Origin of the sequence: Sphingobium sp. TA15, assembly GCF_037101235.1 — a bacterium.
Classification (GTDB): domain Bacteria; phylum Pseudomonadota; class Alphaproteobacteria; order Sphingomonadales; family Sphingomonadaceae; genus Sphingobium; species Sphingobium indicum.
In genome coordinates, this window is record NZ_AP025355.1 from 2183064 (window position 1) to 2203109 (window position 20046).

16 protein-coding genes are annotated in these 20046 nt (G+C 66.9%); 8 read left to right on the forward strand and 8 right to left on the reverse strand.

The window, feature by feature from the left end; translation table 11 throughout:
• The first annotated feature begins 166 nt into the window (after window positions 1–166).
• Entirely contained in the window at window positions 167–790 is a 624-nt protein-coding gene (locus tag Sj15T_RS10865) for a cytochrome c family protein (protein WP_013041034.1), read from the forward strand.
• A gap of 97 nt (window positions 791–887) precedes the next feature.
• On the opposite strand, the gene Sj15T_RS10870 is transcribed toward Sj15T_RS10865, so the two are convergent.
• Window positions 888–1691 carry a kinase gene (locus tag Sj15T_RS10870; RefSeq protein ID WP_013041035.1) on the reverse strand — a complete coding sequence of 268 codons (804 nt, stop codon included), beginning with the start codon at window positions 1689–1691 and terminating at the stop codon, window positions 888–890.
• A gap of 1 nt (window position 1692) precedes the next feature.
• Complete coding sequence (locus Sj15T_RS10875) at window positions 1693–3009, reverse strand: hemolysin family protein (RefSeq protein WP_013041036.1); 1317 nt, start codon at window positions 3007–3009, stop codon at window positions 1693–1695.
• A gap of 151 nt (window positions 3010–3160) precedes the next feature.
• Here Sj15T_RS10875 and Sj15T_RS10880 point away from each other — a divergent pair, with 151 nt between their 5' ends.
• Window positions 3161–3841: an OmpA family protein gene (locus tag Sj15T_RS10880; RefSeq protein WP_007687515.1), complete on the forward strand. Its 681-nt coding sequence runs from the start codon at window positions 3161–3163 to the stop codon at window positions 3839–3841.
• 41 nt (window positions 3842–3882) lie between these two features.
• Here Sj15T_RS10880 and Sj15T_RS10885 read toward each other — a convergent pair whose 3' ends face one another.
• The 4 genes from Sj15T_RS10885 to Sj15T_RS10900 are packed head-to-tail and all read right to left on the reverse strand — an operon-like array spanning window position 3883 to window position 9403.
• On the reverse strand, window positions 3883–5397 hold the full coding sequence (locus Sj15T_RS10885; RefSeq protein WP_007687514.1) for a Ppx/GppA family phosphatase: 1515 nt from the start codon (window positions 5395–5397) through the stop codon (window positions 3883–3885).
• Window positions 5398–5402: 5 nt separating this feature from the next.
• Window positions 5403–7541 carry an RNA degradosome polyphosphate kinase gene (locus tag Sj15T_RS10890; protein WP_025771596.1) on the reverse strand — a complete coding sequence of 713 codons (2139 nt, stop codon included), beginning with the start codon at window positions 7539–7541 and terminating at the stop codon, window positions 5403–5405.
• Window positions 7542–7568: 27 nt separating this feature from the next.
• A complete protein-coding gene (locus tag Sj15T_RS10895; protein WP_013041039.1) occupies window positions 7569–8183 on the reverse strand; it encodes a chromosomal replication initiator protein DnaA in 615 nt (204 codons plus the stop codon).
• Complete coding sequence (locus tag Sj15T_RS10900; RefSeq protein ID WP_148225600.1) at window positions 8180–9403, reverse strand: heavy-metal-associated domain-containing protein; 1224 nt, start codon at window positions 9401–9403, stop codon at window positions 8180–8182. The genes Sj15T_RS10895 and Sj15T_RS10900 overlap by 4 nt, the downstream gene beginning before the upstream one ends.
• A gap of 151 nt (window positions 9404–9554) precedes the next feature.
• Between Sj15T_RS10900 and purM the strand changes: the two genes are divergently transcribed.
• From purM to nadB, 5 genes are all read left to right on the forward strand, one after another.
• Complete coding sequence (purM, locus tag Sj15T_RS10905; RefSeq protein ID WP_013041041.1) at window positions 9555–10649, forward strand: phosphoribosylformylglycinamidine cyclo-ligase; 1095 nt, start codon at window positions 9555–9557, stop codon at window positions 10647–10649.
• A gap of 88 nt (window positions 10650–10737) precedes the next feature.
• Window positions 10738–11685 (forward strand): phosphoribosylglycinamide formyltransferase, encoded by a 948-nt coding sequence (gene purN, locus Sj15T_RS10910; RefSeq protein WP_013041042.1) that lies wholly within the window; start codon window positions 10738–10740, stop codon window positions 11683–11685.
• Window positions 11686–11818: 133 nt separating this feature from the next.
• Window positions 11819–12760, forward strand: coding sequence for an ABC transporter ATP-binding protein (locus Sj15T_RS10915; RefSeq protein ID WP_013041043.1), 942 nt, complete (start codon window positions 11819–11821; stop codon window positions 12758–12760).
• Entirely contained in the window at window positions 12757–13197 is a 441-nt protein-coding gene (locus tag Sj15T_RS10920) for a DUF559 domain-containing protein (protein WP_013041044.1), read from the forward strand. The genes Sj15T_RS10915 and Sj15T_RS10920 overlap by 4 nt, the downstream gene beginning before the upstream one ends.
• An 8-nt stretch (window positions 13198–13205) precedes the next feature.
• Window positions 13206–14810, forward strand: a complete 1605-nt coding sequence (nadB, locus tag Sj15T_RS10925) for an L-aspartate oxidase (protein WP_013041045.1) — start codon at window positions 13206–13208, stop codon at window positions 14808–14810.
• A 275-nt stretch (window positions 14811–15085) separates the two neighbouring features.
• On the opposite strand, the gene Sj15T_RS10930 is transcribed toward nadB, so the two are convergent.
• Entirely contained in the window at window positions 15086–15922 is an 837-nt protein-coding gene (locus Sj15T_RS10930) for an alpha/beta hydrolase (RefSeq protein WP_013041046.1), read from the reverse strand.
• Between the two features lie 157 nt (window positions 15923–16079).
• On the opposite strand from Sj15T_RS10930, the gene Sj15T_RS10935 reads away from it, so the two are divergent.
• The gene (locus Sj15T_RS10935; RefSeq protein ID WP_007687495.1) at window positions 16080–17249 is read left to right on the forward strand and encodes a serine hydrolase; all 1170 of its coding nucleotides are present in this window, start codon (window positions 16080–16082) and stop codon (window positions 17247–17249) included.
• 118 nt (window positions 17250–17367) lie between these two features.
• Here the strand turns inward: Sj15T_RS10935 and metH are convergent, their stop codons facing one another.
• Entirely contained in the window at window positions 17368–19980 is a 2613-nt protein-coding gene (gene metH / locus Sj15T_RS10940) for a methionine synthase (RefSeq protein ID WP_013041048.1), read from the reverse strand.
• Window positions 19981–20046: the final 66 nt, after the last annotated feature.

Consider the following 20046-nt stretch of genomic DNA (forward strand, 5'->3'; position numbering starts at 1 on the left):
ACTTCATCGCGCCCGCGCAAGCATCCTCTCCGGCCGCAAAGCCATGAAAAGCGTGCGCGATCCCGTTCAAGCCCGCTTGCGCGTTCGCGCTTGCGCCATTATGGCAGCGCGCTAGAGGGGACGCGACACTAGCGGCCAGAACAGAAATCCAGGGGAATTCGAGCGAATGGGCGATCGTTTCAACACCGCTGCCGGTTGGGCGTTGTTCGCGGGTATCATCGCGCTGGGCGGTGCCATCGTCAGTTCCAAATTCTTCCATGAGGAACGGCCCGAGAAAATGGGCTACGCCATCGAAGGCGTCGAAGCGGAAGGCGAAGGCGGAGCGGCCAGCGGCCCCGGCCTCAACACCCTGCTCGCCAGCGCGGACGTCGCGGCGGGCGAAAAGGTCTTCGCCAAGTGCGCGGCCTGCCACACCATCAACCAGGGCGGCGCCAACGGCATCGGCCCCAACCTCTACGGCACGGTTGGCGAGCCGATCGGCCAGGGCAAGGGCGGCTTCGCCTTCTCCGACGCGCTCAAGAGCAAGGGCGGCAACTGGACGTTCGAGAATCTCGATCACTGGCTGACCAGCCCGCGTGAATTCGCGCCCGGCACCAAGATGACCTTCGCGGGCCTGGGCAACCCGGCCGACCGCGCCAATCTGATCGCCTGGCTGAACACCCAGGGTTCGAACCTGCCGCTGCCCGCCGCCGATGCGGCCCCGGCAGCCGGCGGCGACAATGCCGCTGCCGAGGGCGGCAATGCCTCCGCCAACGCGGCAGAGGCGCCCGCCGCCAACGCCGCCGAATAAGGACTGACGGCGCGGTCCCTGCCGGCCGCGCCCTCCTCCATCCCGTCGCCTGGATCGGGTCCGGCGCGACGGGCATGCACTGCCCGGAAACAGCCCGTCAGCCGCCGCGAATCGCGACCGCCCGGCGCATCTCGTCCAGCGCGATCGTCAGTTCGGCCCGGCGCGGCATCTCCGTCAGGATATGCCGCGTCAGCCTCTCATAATGCTGGATGAAGCGCGCCACCCCGGCATCCGACATGCCGCCTCCCCTTTCCTTGCGCAGTTCATGCTCCTGCTGCGTCCGCCAGCGCCGGACGATCCCGAAGCCGGGCGCGGCCAGCAGCACCAGCCGGTCCAGCCGCCCGAACAGCGGCCGATAATCCTCCGCCAGCGCGCGATTCACGAAAGCGCGCCAGACGCCGTCCGCATCCTCCTCCCGCTCCAGCGCATTGACCGGCTCCGCCAGCGCCGCCGGCGCCTGCGGCAGCGCCCCGACGCACCAGCCCTCCAGCAGCAGCAGCCGCGTCCCCGCAGCCGCCCTTTCCCAGCGCGCCTCCGGCAAGCGGTCGTCGGACGCCTTGTCGAAGCGCGGCAGCAAGGCCGCCTCTCCCCGTTCCAGCGCGTCGATCACCCGCAGCCCCAGCGCCACGTCATGCGTCCCCGGCACGCCGCGGGTGCGCAGCAGCGGATGGATCGACCGCGCCATCGCCTCCCGCTCCGCCCGCGTCAGATACAGATCGTCGATGGAAAGGACCGCTACGGGAACCCCGCCGCTTTCCAGCCTTTGCCGCAATCCCGCCGCCAGCGTCGACTTGCCGCTGCCCTGCGCCCCGCACAGCCCGATCGCCAGCAGCCGATCGCCCGACCCCGCCAGCGCCCGCCGCGCCAATCCCTCCACCGCGTCCAGCGCAGCGCCGTCCATGCTATCGTTCCGCGATCAGCAGCTTGTCGATCTTGCGTCCGTCCATGTCCACGATCTCGAACCGCCAGCCCTGATCGTCGATGAAATCGCCCACCTCCGGCAAGCGCTTGAGCAGCCACAGCGCATGGCCGGCGACCGTCGCATAGTCGCGATCCTCCGGCAGGTCGATGCCGATCCGGTCCGCCAGCAGGTCGACCGGCATCTGCCCCGACACCAGCAGGCTGCCATCCTCCCGCTCGACCAGTTCAGGCTCGTCCGCGCTGTCCAGGTCGGACACGAAATGGCCGGCAATGGCCGACAGCAGGTCGGCGGGCGTCGCGATCCCTTCGAAATGGCCATATTCGTCATGCACCATGACCATCGGCACCTCGGCCCGGCGCAGCACCTCCAGCGCGTCCATGGCGTCGACCTGGTCGGGCACCACCTCCACCTTGCGCATCAGGGTTTCGAGGTTCAGCCCCTCGCCCCGGAACAGCGCCGTCATGATGTCGCGCGCCTGCACGACGCCTATGATGTCCTCCACCGTGCCCCGGCCCACCGGCAGGCGCGTGTGCGGCGTGTCGAGCAGCTTGGCGCGAATCGCATCCTCATCGGCGTGGATGTCGATCCAGTCCACGTCCATGCGCTGGGTCATCACCTCGCGCACCGGACGGTCGGCCAGGCGGACGACGCCGGAGATGATGGCCCGCTCGCTCTCCTCGATCACGCCGGACCTGCTGGCTTCGGCGACGATCAGGTGCAGTTCCTCCGCCGTCACATGCTGTTCCGATTCGCGGGTCATTCGCAGCAGGCGGAAGATAAGGGCGCTGGACCCGTCCAGCAGCCAGACGATGGGCGCGGTCAGCTTCGCCAGCCACAGCATCGGCCCGGCGACCAGCACCGCGATCGGTTCCGGAGCGCGCAGGGCGAACTGCTTGGGCACCAGTTCGCCGACGATCAGCGAGGCATAGGTGGTAAGGCCGATCACCAGCGCGAAACCGGCATTTTGCGCGGCGTTGGGCGACAGGCCCAGCATCTGCAATCGCTCGCCGGTCGGCCCGCCCAGGCTGGCCCCGGAATAGGCGCCCGCGACGATGCCGATCAGGGTGATGCCGATCTGCACGGTGGAAAGGAACTTGCCGGGATCGCTCGCCGCCGCCAGCGCGGAGCGCGCCCCGCGCCGCCCGGCCTTCTCCATCGCCTGGAGGCGCGGCCTGCGGGCGGAGACGATGGCCAGTTCCGACATGGCGAACAGGCCGTTCAGCGCGACCAGCGCCAGGATGATGACGAGGTCGACCCAGGGAAAGGGCGTCGGAGCGTGCGGGGGGATATTGGCCATGGCGGTCGGCGGCCACCTATAGCCTTGATTCTGTCAATTTCACAACCGTCGCATCATGTGCAGTTCAGTTCGCTTGTGGAACAAAGGCCCCGTCTCAACCATTGGGGGTGCATCCGATCCGTTCGGGCGCACGAGAAAGGGAAACATATCCATGCGGAATTTTCATCGCATCGTCGGCGCGACCGGCCTGGCCGCCATGCTGGCGACCACGGCCTGCACCACCGATCCCAACACCGGCAACCGCACCATTTCGAAGGCCGCGATCGGCGGCATCGGCGGCGCGCTGGGCGGCTATCTGCTGGGCGACCTGGTCGGCGGCCGGCATGACCGCACCGAAAAGATATTGGGCGCGGGCATCGGCGCGGTCGCGGGCGCGGGCATCGGCGCCTATATGGACGCGCAGGAACGCAAATTGCGGGAGGAAACCGCCGGCAGCGGCGTGGACGTGATCCGCGACGGCGACAATCTGGTGCTGCGCATGCCGTCGGGCATCACCTTCGCCACCGACAGTTCCGCCGTGCAGCCGCAATTCCAGCCGACGCTGAACGACGTCGCTTCGGTGCTGGCGCAATATCCCAAGACCTATATCGACGTGTACGGCCACACCGACAGCGACGGCACCGACACCTATAACCAGGCGCTGTCGGAACGGCGCGCCCAGGCGGTGGGCGATTATCTGACGACCCACGGCGTCCAGTCGGCGCGCATCGCCACCCGCGGCTTCGGCGAAACCCAGCCGATCGCATCCAACGCCACGGCGGAGGGCAAGGCGTCCAACCGCCGCGTCGAAATCAAGATCGCCCCCGTGACGGAGCAGGACGTCCGGAGCTGAGGCGCCAGCAGCCGATGCCCCGTTTCAGCCGGGGCATCGGCCTACCAGGCCAGCCGGTGCTTCACGCCCATGGCCTGGGCCAATTGCCGCTGCCGCCGCTCGACCGCTTCCCCGAAAAGGTCGGCATCCACGCTCCGCAACCGCAGTTCGAGCACATTGCCCTCCATCCCCAGCCGGGACGCCAGCAAAGGCCCCTCCACCCCGCCGGACAGCCTTTGCCCCAGCCTGATCGCCAGACCCCATAGGGTCGCGCGCCGCAGCGCTTCGGGCGGGGCGAGGCGTTCGATGCCGGGCGGGGTGGACAGGCCGCCGCCGAAATTGCTGTGCAGCGCCTGCGCCAGCATGGCGCGCTCTGCGGCGTTGATGCCCACCCAATTGCTGTGCAGCGCGATCTCCACGCCCCGTTCGGACCGGAAATCAGGGTTGGCGCGCCAGCCAACATCGGCCAGCAGGCAGGCGGCGCGGCGGATGCGGCGCCAGGCGTCGCCGTCATCCAGGAACAGCGGCGCGATCCAGCGTTCGATCATGTCGCCATGGCCGGTGAAGCGGGCCTGCGCCTCCCCCTCCGCCTCCGCCGCGACCAGCAGCGGGTCGTGCGCCCGGATGTCCGGCGGCAGGTCGCCGAACAGCAGGCCTTCGCGCAGGCCATAGGCCGAGACCACCAGCCTGCTCGACTTCAACTGGCGGACGATCACCGACAGCAGCGCCGCCGCGTCCGGCAGGGTGGGCACCCGCGATCCGGTGATCTGGGGAATATCCTTGAACCGCGCCTTGCCGACATGGGACACGATGCGCGTCAACTGTTCGGCGCGGGTGGCGGGCATTTCATATTGGTGGACGACCGGCAGCGGGAACCGGGTCAGTTCCATGTCGAACCGGGCCAATGCGCGCCACGACCCGCCGACCAGGTAGAAGGGCAGGTCCGCAGGCGCGTCCCAGCCCGCCTTCGCCAGCATCTTCCGGACCATCCGTTCCAGCACCGCCGGACCCTTGGCGCGGATCTGCGGCAGGCGCAGCACGCCCAGCGGCAGCGATATCGTCTCATGCACCGCGCCGTCGCGGATGCGGGCCAGTTCCAGGCTGCCGCCGCCCAGGTCGCCGACGATGCCGTCCGCGCCGGGAATGCCCGACAGCACGCCATGGGCCGCGGCCACCGCCTCCTGCCCGCCGGTCAGCAGTTCGACCTCCAGCCCCATCTCCCTGGCGCGGCGGATGAATTCGTCGCCATTTTCCGCGTCCCGGACGGCGGCGGTGGCGACGCAGCGCACCTCCTGCACCTCCATCTCGCGGCAGAGATGGGCGAATCGGCCGGCGGCGCGCAGGCCGCGCTCCATCGCCTCCGGCTCGATCCGGCCGGTCCTGCCCAGCGATGCGCCCAGCCCGGCCATCACCTTTTCGTTGAAGAGGATGAAGGGGATGCGGCGCGGCCCGTCATAGACGACCAGGCGCACGCTGTTGGAGCCGATGTCGATGATCGCCGTGCGCGCCTTCGCCTGTTGGGGCGAGGTCGCCATGCCCGGCGCGATCGCCCGGACCTGGCTCAGCATGGAATTCATGCGCGTCAGGCCCGCCCGCGCAGGCGCAGCGTCGGCACCGCCACGCTGTCCAGCGACGCGCCGCGGCCCGACAGCGACGGGTTGGTCATGAAATAGCGGTGCAGGTTGAACGGCCGGTCGGTCGCCTCCACCCGGCTGTAATGGCCCTCGCTGTCCAGCACCCAGCTTTGTTCGGTGTCGATCAGGTTCGCGACCATCACCTGGTCCAATATCTGGTCGTGCACGGTGGGGTTTTCGACCGGGGCCAGGAACTCGACGCGCCGGTCGAAGTTGCGCGGCATCCAGTCGGCCGAACTGATATAGACTTTCGCGCCGTTGTTGGGCAGCGCCTTGCCGTTGCCGAAGACGGTGATGCGGCTATGTTCCAGGAAGCGGCCGACGACCGACTTCACCCGGATATTGTCCGACATGCCCGGCACCCCCGGCCGCAGGCAGCATATGCCGCGCACGATGAGGTCGATCTGAACCCCCGCATTGCTGGCCGCATAGAGTTTTTCCATGATCGCCGGATCGACCAGCGAATTCATCTTCGCCCAGATGGTTCCGGGCCGCCCGGCGCGGACATGCTCGATCTCCGCATCGATCAGATTGCACAGCCGGTCGCGCAGGTCGCGGGGCGACATGACCAGCTTTTCCAGCCGCTGCGGCTCGACATAGCCGGTGATGTAGTTGAACAGCGCCGCAGCGTCGCGGCCATAGGCGGGGTCGGCGGTGAAGAAGCTGAGGTCGGTGTAGATGCGCGCCGTCACCGGATGATAGTTGCCGGTGCCGAAATGGCAGTAGGTGCGGAACTGCTCCCCCTCCCGCCGGACGACCATCGACACCTTCGCATGGGTCTTCCAGTCGATGAAGCCGTAGACCACCTGCACGCCCGCGCGTTCCAGCGCGTCGGCCCACATCAGGTTCTGCTCCTCGTCGAAGCGGGCCTTCAACTCCACTACGGCGGTCACGGACTTGCCCGCCTCCGCCGCGTCGATCAGGGCGCGGATGATCGCGGACTGCTTGCCGGCGCGGTAGAGCGTCTGCTTGATCGCGACGACATCGGGGTCGGAGGCCGCCTGTTTCAGGAAGGAGACCACCACGTCGAACGCCTCATAGGGATGGTGGACGACGATGTCCTTCGCCCGGATCGCGGCGAAGCAATCGCCGCCATATTCGCGGATGCGTTCGGGGAAGCGGGGGGCATAGGGTTCGAACTTCAGGTCCGGCCGGTCCTCCTCGACGATGCCGCTGAGGTCGCCGATGCCGACGAAGCCCTCCACCTCCGCGATGATCGCCTCATGGCCCTGGAGCATGTCCTGCAACATCTCCTCGACGGGTTCGGGGATGCGCTCCTCTATCTCCATGCGGATCACGCGGCCGCGGCGGCGGCGCTTGATGGCGCTGCGGAAATAGCGGACCAGATCCTCCGCCTCTTCCTCTATTTCGATGTCGCTGTCGCGGATGATGCGGAACACGCCGCTGTTGCGGACGCGGTAGCCGGGGAAGAGATCGGCGGAGAAGCGCCGGATCACCGCCTCCAGCGCCATGTAGCGCGCTATGTCCCCCGGCATGCGCACGAAGCGGGCGAGCGAGGAGGGGATCATCACCAGTTCGCGGATCGATTCCTTGTCCGACAGCCGTTCCAGGTCGAAGACGATGGACAGCCCCTGATTGGGGATGAAGGGGAAGGGATGCGCCGGGTCCAGCGCCTGGGGCGTCAGGATGGGGAAGATCTGGGTCAGGAAATGGTCGCGCAGCCAGTTTTCGCAGCTTGCGTCCAGCGGGGTCGAAGGGCCGATCACCTCTATCCCCACCCGCCCCAGTTCGCCGTGCAGCGCGCCCCACACCTTCTGCTGCGCGCCCATCAGCCGGGCCGTCTCCTCCGTGATGGCGGCAAGCTGCTGCGCGGGGGTCAGCCCGTCGGCGGAGCGCATGTCGACATCCTGCAACTGCTGCCCCTTCAGGCCCGCCACGCGGACGGAGAAGAATTCGTCCAGATTGGCGCCGGAGATGGACAGGAAGCGCAGCCGTTCCAGCAGCGGATGGGCGCGGTTCATCGCCTCCTCCAGCACGCGCTGGTTGAACGCCAGCCAGGACAGTTCCCGGTTGAAATAGCGGTCGCCGGGCAGCGTCAGGCTGGCGGAGGGGTCGGCTTCGGCCACATGTCTCTCATCATTTTCAGAACCGGGTCAGTCCGGGACTATAGGCAAAAATCCCGCGCCTTGCAGGACATGTTTCGCCATAGCGGTAGAAATCTTGCGTCCCGATGACAATGCGGCCTCATCCAGCAGGCGCGTCGCCGCCGTGATGGCGGCATAGCTGCGCTCGATGCGGCGCAGCAGCCATTCGGGCAGGTCGGCGGCATAGCTGGCCCCGGCCGAGGACAGGGAACGTTCGATCAGGGCGCGCGCCAGCGCCTCGTCCGGTTCCTCCAGCGCGACATGCGGCGCGGCGGCGAGCCGGGAACGCAGGTCGGGCAAGGCCACCTGCCAGATCGCGGGCGGCGCGTCGGCCATCAGCAGCAAGGGGCGCTGCGCCGTCTGCGCGTCATTCCAGGCGTTGAACAGGGTCCGCTCGTCCTGCCGCTGCGCGTCGTCGATCACCGTGCCGCCGCTCTGCGCGGCGAAATGGCGGCCCAATGTCGAACGGCCGGACAAGGGCGGGCCGCTCAGCACGCTGACCGCCAGCGGCCAGTTCCGCCAGTTCTCCAGATGGCGAACGGCGATGCGGTTGGCGTCGCTGACCAGAAATTCGTCGGCGGTCGCATGATCCGGCCGGTCGAACGGCAGGCTGATCTGTCTCATTGCGCCGGAGCGGCTCCGGCGGCGGCGCGGCGGATGCGCAGCGTGTTGCCGGACACCGCCACGCCATAGCCCCTCGCCGTCAGCGCGGCGCGCAGCGCGTCGACCGTGCCGTCGAAGCTGACCTGCATGACCGACGTGCCGCCCAGCGCCAGGCTGCTGGTCGCGGCGGAGCGGACGCCGGGGATGGAGCGCAGCGCCGCCTCCCCCTGCGCCACCGATCCAACGTCGGGCGTGTCGAACTGGATCGCGAAGCTGCCGGTCGCGGCGGCGGGCGGCGGCGCGTCCAGCATCTCCACGGGCAGGTCGGCGGCGTTTTCGATGGCCAGCGCGTCGGGATCGACCGGCTCCTCGATGATGAGCGACGGATCGGGGCGCAGGCGGCCGTCGCTGAGCGCCTGGGTGTAGAGCTGGTCGATCCGCTGCGCCGCCTGGTCCATCATCTGCGGGATCGCGCTGTCGCTGGAGGCGCGCAGGGAAAAGCTGCCGATCAGGAAATTGTCGGGGCCATAGCGGGCGGTGAAGGTGCCGGTCACGGGGCCGCCGGGATATTGGCGGTCGAGCCGGGCGATGGGGATCACCACGTCCGCCGCGCCATATTGGTCGAGCAGCACCCGCCACCACAGCCGCCCGCGCCGTCCGGTCTGTCCGGCGTTCAGCAGGATCGGATCGGCGATCGACCCGGCCACGCGCACATAGTCGATGGCGCTGTCCCCGGTGCGGAAGCGCGCCCACGCCTTCTGCCACTCATTGATCCGTTCATAGGACACGGCCGAACCGCCGTCCCACAGGACCGGGATCACCAACAAGGGCGGCGAATGCACGACATTGCTGCCGGTGACGCCCAGCACCTGCCCGGTGCGCGCCCGGTCGAACATGACGCCCAGCGTCGCGACATAGCGGTTCGGCCCGGCCTGCTCATATTCGATCTCTATGCCGGAGATCATGCCTTCAAGCTGCGAATCGGTCAGGCCCGGCGCGCCGGTTCCGCCATGGGTGCGGGTCCAGAGCATCTGCCACGCCCGCCGCTGCGCCAGCCGCCAGCCCGCCTGCCGGGCGCTGAACGCATCCTTGGCGAAGACGTCGACCTTCACATGGCTGACCTGAAAATCGCCGCCGCTGGCGATGGGCGGAACGCCGCGCTCCCCCTCCATCTGCGCGAACAGGGCCGCCGCCGCGAGGCCGAGCGCAATGGCGCCCAGAATCTGGAAGGGCCGCGACATCACGCGAATCAGGTTCAGAGGCCGAAAGGACAGGCCGCGAAGGACAATGGGCAGGCTCACGCGCGTCCTTTTGGCGGGATTTGCCTGCCCTGCCAAGCGGCAACCCATTTCCCGTTCCGTTTTCCTGTACATTGCTCTAGTGGCGCTCAGCATGAGCGACACCGAATCCTACAGCTACGCCAAGGCTGGCGTCGACATCGCCGCAGGCAATGCGCTGGTCCGCGCCATCGCCCCGCTGGCCAAGGCCACCCGCCGCCCCGGCGCCGACGCGGAACTGGGCGGCTTTGGCGGTTTCTTCGACCTGAAGGCGGCGGGTTATGACGATCCGCTGCTGGTCGCGGCCAATGACGGCGTGGGCACCAAGCTGAAACTAGCCATCGATCATGACGCCCATGACGGCGTAGGCATCGACCTAGTCGCCATGTGCGCCAACGACCTGATCGTGCAGGGGGCCGAGCCGCTCTTCTTCCTGGACTATTACGCCACCGGCAAGCTGGAGAGCGGCGTCGCCGAGCGGGTGATCGCGGGCATCGCCGAAGGGTGCAGGCAGGCGGGTTGCGCGCTGATCGGCGGCGAGACCGCCGAGATGCCGGGCATGTACGGGCCGGGCGACTATGATCTGGCGGGCTTCTGCGTGGGCGCGGTGGAGCGGTCCCAGGCGCTGACCGGCAACCGGGTGAAGGTGGGGGACGTGCTGCTGGGCCTTGCTTCGTCGGGGGTGCACAGCAACGGCTTTTCGCTGGTGCGCCGCCTGGCCGCCGACAAGGGCTGGAAGCTCAACCGTCCGGCGATCTTCGACAATGAAGTGCTGCTGATCGACGCGCTGATGGCGCCGACGCGGATTTACGTGAAGTCGCTGCTGCCGCTGGTGCGGGCGGGGAAGATCCATGCGCTGGCCCATATCACCGGCGGCGGCCTGCTGGAGAATATTCCGCGCGTGCTGCCCGAAGGAACCCATGCGGTGGTCGATGCCGATGGCTGGGAACAGCCGCGGCTGATGGCCTTCCTGCAGGCGCAAGGGAATATCGAGCCGGAAGAGATGGCGCGCACCTTCAACTGCGGCGTCGGCATGGTGCTGGCGGTGGATGCGGATGGCGCGGACGCCGTGGCCGCCGAACTGGAAGCGGCGGGCGAGACGGTGGTTCGCATCGGCGCCGTGGAAGCGGGCGAGAAGGGCTGCACGGTCAGGGGATCGCAGGAAACATGGAGCGCCAAGGCGGACTGGACCGCGACGCATCTGGGGTGAGTCATACAAGCCCGTTCGTTTCGAGCGAAGTCGAGAAACGGCGTCACAGGGTTCTCGACTTCGCTCGAACCGAACGGAGACTGGGTAAGTGAAGGCAAAGGTCGGCGTTCTGATTTCCGGGCGCGGTTCGAACATGGCGGCCTTGCTTTATGCCGCCAGGCATCCGTCCTGCCCCTATGAGATCGTGCTGGTCGCGGCCAACGATCCCGAAGCGCCCGGCCTGGCGCTGGCCGCCGCCGAGGGCGTCGCCACCTTCGGGCAGAGCCACAAGGGGATGAAGCGCGCCGCGTTCGACGCCGTCATCGACGCGGAACTGCGCAGGGCGGGCGCGGAATATGTGGCGCTGGCGGGCTATATGCGCCTGCTCTCGCCGGAGTTCGTCGCGGGGTGGGAGGGGCGGATGCTCAACATCCATCCCAGCCTGCTGCCCAAATATAAGGGTCTGGACACCCACCAGAAGGCGCTGGACGCGGGCGATTCCCATGCGGGCTGCTCCGTCCATATCGTCACCGCCGAACTGGACGATGGGCCGGTGCTGGGCCAGACCGAAGTCGCGATCCTGCCCGGCGACACCGCCGACAGCCTGGCGGCGCGCATCCTGATCGCCGAGCATCAGCTTTATTCCCGCACGCTGGCCGATTTCGTGACTCGCGAGCGGCAGCCCGAATGGCTGCTGAACAAGGTCCGCGAGCGCGCCCTGGCCCTGCCGCAGGTGGATGAGGTGACGTCGCACGGCATGCCCTGCTTCGGGATCGAGAAGGGCAAGAAATTCGCTTATTTCACGCAGGACCGTCATGGCGGCGGGGTGATCGCCATCCTCGTCAAGACCACCGCGCCCGAAGAGCAGGCGATGCTGATCGAAAGCGATCCGGCGCGCTATTACCGGCCCGCCTATTTCGGGGACGGCTGGGTGGGCATCCGGATCGACCTGGGGGATACGGACTGGGACCAGATCGGCGAGCGGCTGCATCGTAGCTGGCGGGAGGTGGCGCCGAGGAAGCTCACCGCCCTGCTGAACGCCGCCGACGAATTTTAGAGGACGCCTTGGCTTTACAGCCTGCCGTGCTCCTGCGAAGGCAGGAGCCTAGTTCCGATGTTTGATCTAGGCTCCTGCCTTCGCAGGAGCACGCAGCTTTGATTTTCTGCTGTTTCGCACCAGATAGGCAGCCATGACCGACACTTTCCCCTCCCCCGCCCCGCAAGCCGCCATCGAGATCACCAATCTTTCCAAGGTCTATAAGGGCGGCAAGCGCGCGCTCGACAATATCAGCCTCTCGATCCCGCGAGGGCAGATTTACGGCCTGCTGGGGCCGAACGGCGCAGGCAAGTCTACCACGATCAACATCCTGGCCGGGCTGGTCAACAAGACCAGCGGCAGCGCCAGGATATGGGGCTTCGACATCGACCAGAATCCCCGCAACGCCAAGAACAGCATCGGCATCGTGCCGCAGGAGATCGTCTTCGATCCCTTCTTCACCCCGTTCGAGACGCTGGAGAATCAGGCGGGCTATTATGGCGTGCCGAAGGACCGCCGCCGGTCGATGGAATTGCTGCGCGCCGTGCATCTGGAGGACAAGGCGGACGCCTATGCCCGCACCCTGTCGGGGGGCATGAAGCGCCGGTTGCTGGTGGCGAAGGCGATGGTGCATTCGCCGCCGATCCTGGTGCTGGACGAGCCGACCGCCGGCGTCGACGTGCAACTTCGGCAACAGCTTTGGGCCTATGTGCGGGAATTGAACCGGCAGGGCGTGACCATCGTGCTGACGACCCACTATCTGGAGGAAGCCGAGGAGCTGTGCGACCGCATCGGCATCATCAACCATGGCAAGGTGATCACCGACAAGCCGACCCGCGAACTGATCGCCATGGCGCAGGAGAAGGTGGTGCAGGTGACGGTGGACCGCGACATCGCGACGCCGCCCGCCGACCCCTGTTTCGAGAAGGTCGAACTGTCCGACGAGCGCACGCTGACCATCACCTATATGAAGAACCGCGCCAATGCCGGGCAGGTGCTGAGCGCCGTGCAGGCGAGCGGGCTTTCCATCGTCGACGTGGTGACGCGCGACCCGGACCTGGAGGATGTGTTCCTGAACCTGACCGCGGCGGCGTGAGGGAGAGCCAAGATGTTCCCCCTCCCGCAAGCGGGAGGGGGTTAGGGGGTGGGCTTGCGCAACCTTTCAAACCACGCGCTACCGCTCGCGCAAAAGAACTGCGCAACGCCGCCCCGATAGCAGAACGGCTGTTATGGCAACAACTTCGCGGCCGAAAGCTGGGCTTCAAGTTCAGCCGCCAGATGCCGATCGGCCCCTATTTCGCGGACTTCCTGTGCCGTGAACTCAGGCTCATGATCGAGCTGGACGGCGAAAGCCACGATCACAGCGTGCAATATGATTCGAGGCGAGACGATTACTGCCGTTCCCGGGGCTATCGAATCTTGCGCTTTTCAAATGCCGATGTGATGGAAAATCTCGAAGGCGTCGTATCGCATGTTCAGGCGACGCTTGCGCAAGCCCACCCCCAGCCCCTCCCGCCAGCGGGAGGGGAGTAAGGTATAAGATGCCCACTACCACCTATGACGTCGTCATCATCGGTTCCGGCGCGGCGGGGCTGACGGCCGCCATCAACCTGGCGCAGGACCGCAAGGTCGTGGTGCTGGCCAAGGGGGCGCTGGACGGCGGATCCACCAACTGGGCGCAGGGCGGCATCGCCGCCGTGCTCGACGCCGGGGACAGTTTCGAGGCGCATATCGAGGACACGATGGTCGCGGGCGCGGGGTTGAACGACCGCAGCACCGTCGAATTCGTCGTTTCCGAAGCCCCCGCCGCCATCGAGCGGCTGGCGGAACTGGGCGTGCCCTTTAACGGGGGCGAGGAATTCGGGGAGCGCTGGCACCTGACCCGCGAGGGCGGCCACAGCCACCGCCGCATCGTCCATGTCGACGACGCCACCGGCCATGCCGTGCAGGTCGCGCTGCTGAAGGCGGCCCGCGCCAATCCCAACATCACCCTGCTGGAGGACCGGATCGCCGTCGACCTGATCACCAGCCGCCATGGAGAGCGCTATTCGGGCGACGGCCATGTCTGGGGCGTCTACGCCTTCAACAAGCAGAGCGGGCATGTGGACGCCATATTGGGCAGGGCGACGATCCTCTGCACCGGGGGCGCGGGGCGGACCTATCTTTTCTCCACGGCGCCCAGGGGCGCGACCGGGGACGGCATCGCCATGGCCTGGCGCGCGGGATGCCGCGTCTCCAACATGGAGATGAACCAGTTTCACCCGACCTGCCTCTACAATCTGGAGGTCAAGAATTTCCTGATCACCGAGGCCGTGCGCGGCGAGGGCGGGCATCTGAAGCTGCCCCCCGGCGTGCCCGGCGGCGGGGAGCGGTTCATGCCCCGCTTCGACAAGCGCGCCGAGTTGGCCCCCCGCGACGTGGTGGCCCGCGCCATCGACCATGAGATCAAGCGGCTGGGCCTGGACTATGTCCATCTGGATATCAGCCACAAGCCGCCGGAATTCGTGCGCACGCATTTTCCGACCATCTATGCGCGCCTGCTGGACCTGGACATCGACATCACGAAGGAACCGATCCCGGTCGTCCCGGCGCAGCATTATACCTGCGGCGGGGTGGTGATCGACCTGGACGGGCGCACCGACCTGCCGGGCCTCTACGCGGCAGGGGAAGTGACCGAGAGCGGGCTGCACGGAGCAAATCGCCTCGCGTCCAATTCGCTGCTGGAATGTTTCGTCTTCGGGGAGGCCGCCGCCCGGCATATCCGCGCCCATTGGGACGAACTGCCCGCGCCGCCGCCGGTCCGCCCGTGGGACGAAAGCCGCGTCACCAATTCCGACGAAGAGGTCATCGTCCAGCATAACTGGAAGGAAATCCGCCGCTTCATGTGGGACTATGTCGGCATCGTCCGCACCACCAAGCGGCTGGAGCGCGCCCAGCATCGCATCGACCTGCTGGCAAAGGAAGTGGACGAATATTACGGCCATTTCCGCGTGACGCCCGACCTGATCGAATTGCGCAACCTGCTGGAGGTGGCGCGGCTGGTCGTGCGTTCGGCGTTGCATCGCAAGGAGAGCCGGGGGCTTCACTATACGCTCGACTATCCCGACATGCTGCCGCAGGCGGTGGATACCGTGCTGGCGCCTTAGGACCAGTCGACATTCAGCCCATGGCGGCCTGCAAATGGCAGTTTTCCGTGCTTCCGGTGCTCACGTACTTTAAGTACGCTGCGCTCCGGGTCACGAAAAACTACCATTTTCGGCTCGCCCTGAACTGAATGTCGACTGGTCCTAGGCTGTATCAACCTAATGCACGAAAAAAGGTGGCGCAGCGGTCCATCGCGCTGCGCCATGAGGAAGAGGAGTGACGCTGCAAGCGCCGCGATCCTTATGGGCGGGCCATGCCGCCCCCGCTTTGATCGGCGTCAAACCGTCCTCAGAAAATCGCCCAGCACCGCGTTGAAGCGCGCAGGCTGGTCCGCCATGACGACATGGCCGCTGGGACCGATGGGCACCAGCCGCACGCCGCGCTTGGCGGCATAGGCCGTGCGGAAGGTGCGGCCGATCTCGCCCGCCTGCTTCGCGTCGCCGCCCACGGCATAGACCACCTCCATCGGCGCGGTCAGCCGCGCCAGTTGCGGGCCGAGGTCGACATTGGCGAGGTCGCGCAACGCATTGGCGATGACGTCCGGGTCGCTGCCCCTGGCCCCCGGCATTTCCGCCAGCATCTGCGCCAGATAGGCGCGTCCCGCCCTGGTCCCCGTGAAATATTGGCCTAGCTGGTCGGCCAGGAAGCCCAGCCCCTGCGCCGTGCCGCCGACCATCGCCGCCCCTTCGGGCAGCATGTCGACCACCATCAGCCGCCCGGCCAGCCCCTTCAATCCCAGCATCATCGCCAGCGTGCCGCCCATGCTGTGGCCGACGATGGCGGGCCGGTCCAGCCCCGCCGCCGCGATATAGCGGGCGATCTCGTCCGCCAGCGGCTGGACCAGCGGGCCGCTGGCGTTGGCGTCGGCGGGCAGGCCCGCGAAACCCCGCACATGAACCAGATGCCAGCGATAGCCGGGCAGCGCGCCGACCACCCCGTTCCACAGCCCCGGCCCGCTCGCCAGTCCGGCGATCAGCACGACGTCGCGCCCGGCCCCCCGCGCCGTCACCGCGATCCGGCGGGAGGTGAAGGGCGCCGCCCAGCCCTTCGCGGGCAGCATGCCGCCAGCGATCAGCGCCGCCGCGCCCTGCATCATGGTTCGCCGGTTCATCATGGGCGCTTTCTTGCAGGCCTTCGCCTGAACCTCAACTGAGTTAAGGCATGTCCCGTTCAGCCTCCTTACATCGCATTTGTGGAATCGTTCGTCGCATGATTCTTGTCACCCGTCGCGGGTCTGAACCCTAATGGACAAGGAGAGTGCGGGGATTTCGATGATCATTTCCAAGGAAGGGCGCGGCGGGCGTCCAAATGGCGGCGGCCCGAATGGCGGCAGGGGCGGCTGGGGCCGTCCCGTGCTGTTGATGGCGGCGCTTTCGGCCTGCGTCAGCGCGCCGCAGCAACCCTATGCGGCGGTCCAGCAGCGGCCGCAGCCCTCCACCGCGACCTTCCCGATCAAGCCGGTCGCCAATCCGCCCAAGCCCTTCGAGGCGCTGAAGGTCGACCAGCGGGAAACGCCGCCGCCCGGACTGGTCAGCGTGGTCCGCAATCTGGGGCAAAGCTTCAACGGCAAGGTCGGCATCGCCGTGCGCCGCATCGGCAGCGACTGGACGGTCGCGTGGAACGGTAATCTGCTCTTCCCGCAGCAGAGCGTGTCGAAATTGTGGGTGTCGATGACCTTCCTGGACGCGGTGGACCGGGGCAAGATCCGTCTGAGCGACAGCACCACCATAACGAAGAAGGACCTGACCCTGTTCCACCAGCCGACCGCCGCGCTGGTGGGCAATTCGGGCTGGACGACCACCTATTCCGACCTGATGCGCCGCGCCATGACGCAGAGCGACAATACCGCCAACGACGCGCTGCTGCGCGCCGTCGGCGGGCCGGACGCGGTGCGCGGCTATCTGGCGCGTCGCTACATCAAGGATATCCGCTTCGGCCCCGGCGAGCGGCTGCTGCAATCCACCACGGCGGGGCTGGAATGGCGGCAGGATTATTCCATCGGCCGCAATTTCTACGCAGCGCGGGCCAGGCTGCCCATGGCGGTGCGGCAGAAGGCGCTGGACAATTATCTCGCCAGCCCGCCGGACGGGGCCGCGCCCTCCTCCATCGTGCAGGCGCTGGCGAAGTTGAAGCAGAACGACATGCTCTCGCCCGCGTCGTCGCAACTGCTGATGTCGATCATGAGCGAGGCGAAGACCGGGCCGCAACGGATCAAGGGCGGCGTGCCGGCGGGCTGGCATTATCTGCACAAGACCGGCACGGGGCAGGAACTGGGCGCGCGGTCGACCGGGTTCAACGACATCGGCATCATGACCGCGCCGGACGGCACCAGCTATGCGGTGGCGGTGATGATCGGCAGCACCACCGAGCCGATCCCCACGCGCTGGCAGTTGATGCAGGCGGTGGCGAAGGCGGTCGCGGCGAACCACGAGGCGCGTTAGGCGCAAGCACCTAGCGTTCCTGCGAAGGCAGGAACCCCGTTCCGCCGTCCGTCTATCATCGAACCGTCTGAACTGGGCTCCTGCCTCCGCAGGAGCACGGTGTTCATAAGGCCAGGGTTCAGTCCAGATTGGGCCGCAGCCAGCGTTCCGCCGTTTCCATGTCGACCCCGCGCCGCCGGGCATAATCCTCCAACTGGTCGCGCCCGATCCGCGCCACGCCGAAATATTCGGCCTGCGGGTGCCCGAAATAGAAGCCGCTGACCGCCGCCGTCGGCAGCATCGCGAAGCTCTCCGTCAACGAAATCCCGGTCGCGTGATGCGCGTCCAGCATGTCGAACAGCAGCGGTTTCAGGCTATGTTCCGGACAGGCGGGATAGCCCGGCGCCGGGCGGATGCCGCGATATTGTTCCTTGATCAGCGCTTCGTTGGTGAGCTGCTCGCCCTCCGCATAGCCCCATAGCGCGGTGCGGACATAATGGTGCAGCCGCTCGGCGAAGGCTTCGGCCAGGCGGTCGGCCAGCGCCTTGAGCAATATGTCCGAATAATCGTCGATGGCGTTCTTGAAGCGGGCCAGATGCGGCTCGATGCCGTGGATCGACACGGCGAAACCGCCCATCCAGTCGCCGTCATGGCTGATGAAGTCGGCCAGGCACATATTCGCCCTGCCCTCCCGCTTGGCGATCTGCTGGCGCAGCATCGGCAGGGTGACATGCTTTTCATCCTCGACATGGACGATGATGTCGTCGCCCTCCCGGCGGCAGGGCCACAGGCCCGCCACGCCCCGCGCCGTCAGCCATTTTTCATCGACGATGCGGTCCAGCATCGCCTGCGCGTCGTTGAACAGGCTGGTCGCGCTTTCGCCGACCACCTCGTCGTCCAGGATCGCAGGATAATTGCCCGCCAGTTCCCAGGCGCGGAAGAAGGGCGTCCAGTCGATATAGTGGCGCAGATCCTTCAAGTCCCAGTCCGGGAAGCGATGGACGCCAGGCAGGCGGGGCTTGCCGGGTTTCAGGCTCTCATCGATCTCGAAGGCGTTGGCCCGCGCTTCCTCGATGTCGAGCAGCTTGCTCTGGCCCTTGCCCTCTCGCGCCTTGCGGACATGGTCGTAATCGTCCTTGGTCCGGGCGACGAAATCATCCTTCTGCGTCTCGGACACCAGCGCCGTCGCCACGCCCACCGCCCGGCTGGCGTCCAGCACATGGACCACCGGCCCCTTGAACGCGGGATCGATGCGCAGCGCGGTATGCACCCGCGATGTCGTCGCGCCGCCGATCAGCAGCGGCATGGTCATTTCCGCCCGCTGCATTTCCGCTGCGACCGTCACCATCTCGTCCAGCGAGGGGGTGATGAGGCCCGACAGGCCGATCATGTCGGCGTCATTCTCGTTCGCGGCCCTGATAATGTCCTGCCACGGCACCATGACGCCCAGGTCGATCACGTCGAAGCCGTTGCACTGGAGCACGACGCCGACGATATTCTTGCCGATGTCGTGGACGTCGCCCTTGACCGTGGCCATCACGATCTTGCCCTTGCCCTTGGCGCCCGGCTCCTTCGCCGCCTCGATGAAGGGGAGGAGGTGCGCGACCGCCTTCTTCATGACGCGGGCGGACTTGACGACCTGCGGCAGGAACATCTTGCCCGCGCCGAACAGGTCGCCGACGACGTTCATGCCGTCCATCAGCGGGCCTTCGATCACCTGGATGGGCTTTTCGGCGGCGAGGCGGGCTTCCTCCGTATCCTCGACCACATACATGTCGATGCCCTTGACCAGCGCATGTTCCAGCCGCTTGGCGACCGGCCAGCCGCGCCATTCCTGCGCCGCCTTTTCGGAAGCCGCATCCTTGCCCTTGTAGCTTTCCGCCAGCGCGACGAGGCGGTCGCCCGCTTCGGGATCGCTGTTCAGCAGCACATCCTCGCACGCCTTGCGCAGCGCCGGGTCGATGGCGTCATAGACGTCTAGCTGGCCGGCGTTGACGATGGCCATGTCGAGGCCGGCGGGAATGGCGTGGTAGAGGAAGACGCTGTGCATCGCCCGCCGCACCGGCTCATTGCCGCGGAAGGAGAAGCTGAAATTCGACAGGCCGCCCGAAATATGGACGTGCGGGCAGCGCTTCTTGATCTCCCGGCACGCCTCGATGAAGTCGACGCCGTAATTATTGTGTTCCTCGATCCCGGTCGCCACGGCGAAGATATTGGGGTCGAAGATGATGTCCTCCGGCGGGAAGCCGATGGACAGCAGCAGCTTGTAGGCGCGCTCGCAAATCTCGACCTTGCGGTCTTTCGTGTCGGCCTGGCCGGTTTCGTCGAAGGCCATGACGACCACCGCCGCGCCATAGGCCATGCAGAGGCGGGCGTGGTGCAGGAAGGCTTCCTCGCCCTCCTTCATGCTGATCGAGTTCACGACCGGCTTGCCGCTGACGCATTTCAGGCCCGCCTCGATCACCTCCCACTTGGAGCTGTCGATCATCACCGGAACCCGGCTGATGTCCGGTTCCGACGTCATGAGCTTCAGGAAGGTGGTCATCGCCTCGACCGCGTCGAGCAGGCCCTCGTCCATGTTGACGTCGACGATCTGCGCGCCGTTCTCCACCTGATCGCGGGCGATGTCGATGGCCGCGGCATAATCGCCCGCCATGATCAGCTTCTTGAACTTGGCCGATCCGGTGACGTTGGTGCGTTCGCCGATGTTGACGAAATTGGCGCGGGAAAGATCGGGGGAGGTCTCAGTCATTTTACTACCTGCTCCCCTCCCGCAAGCGGGAGAGGCTGGGGGTGGGCTTTTCCGGGGACAGCGCCT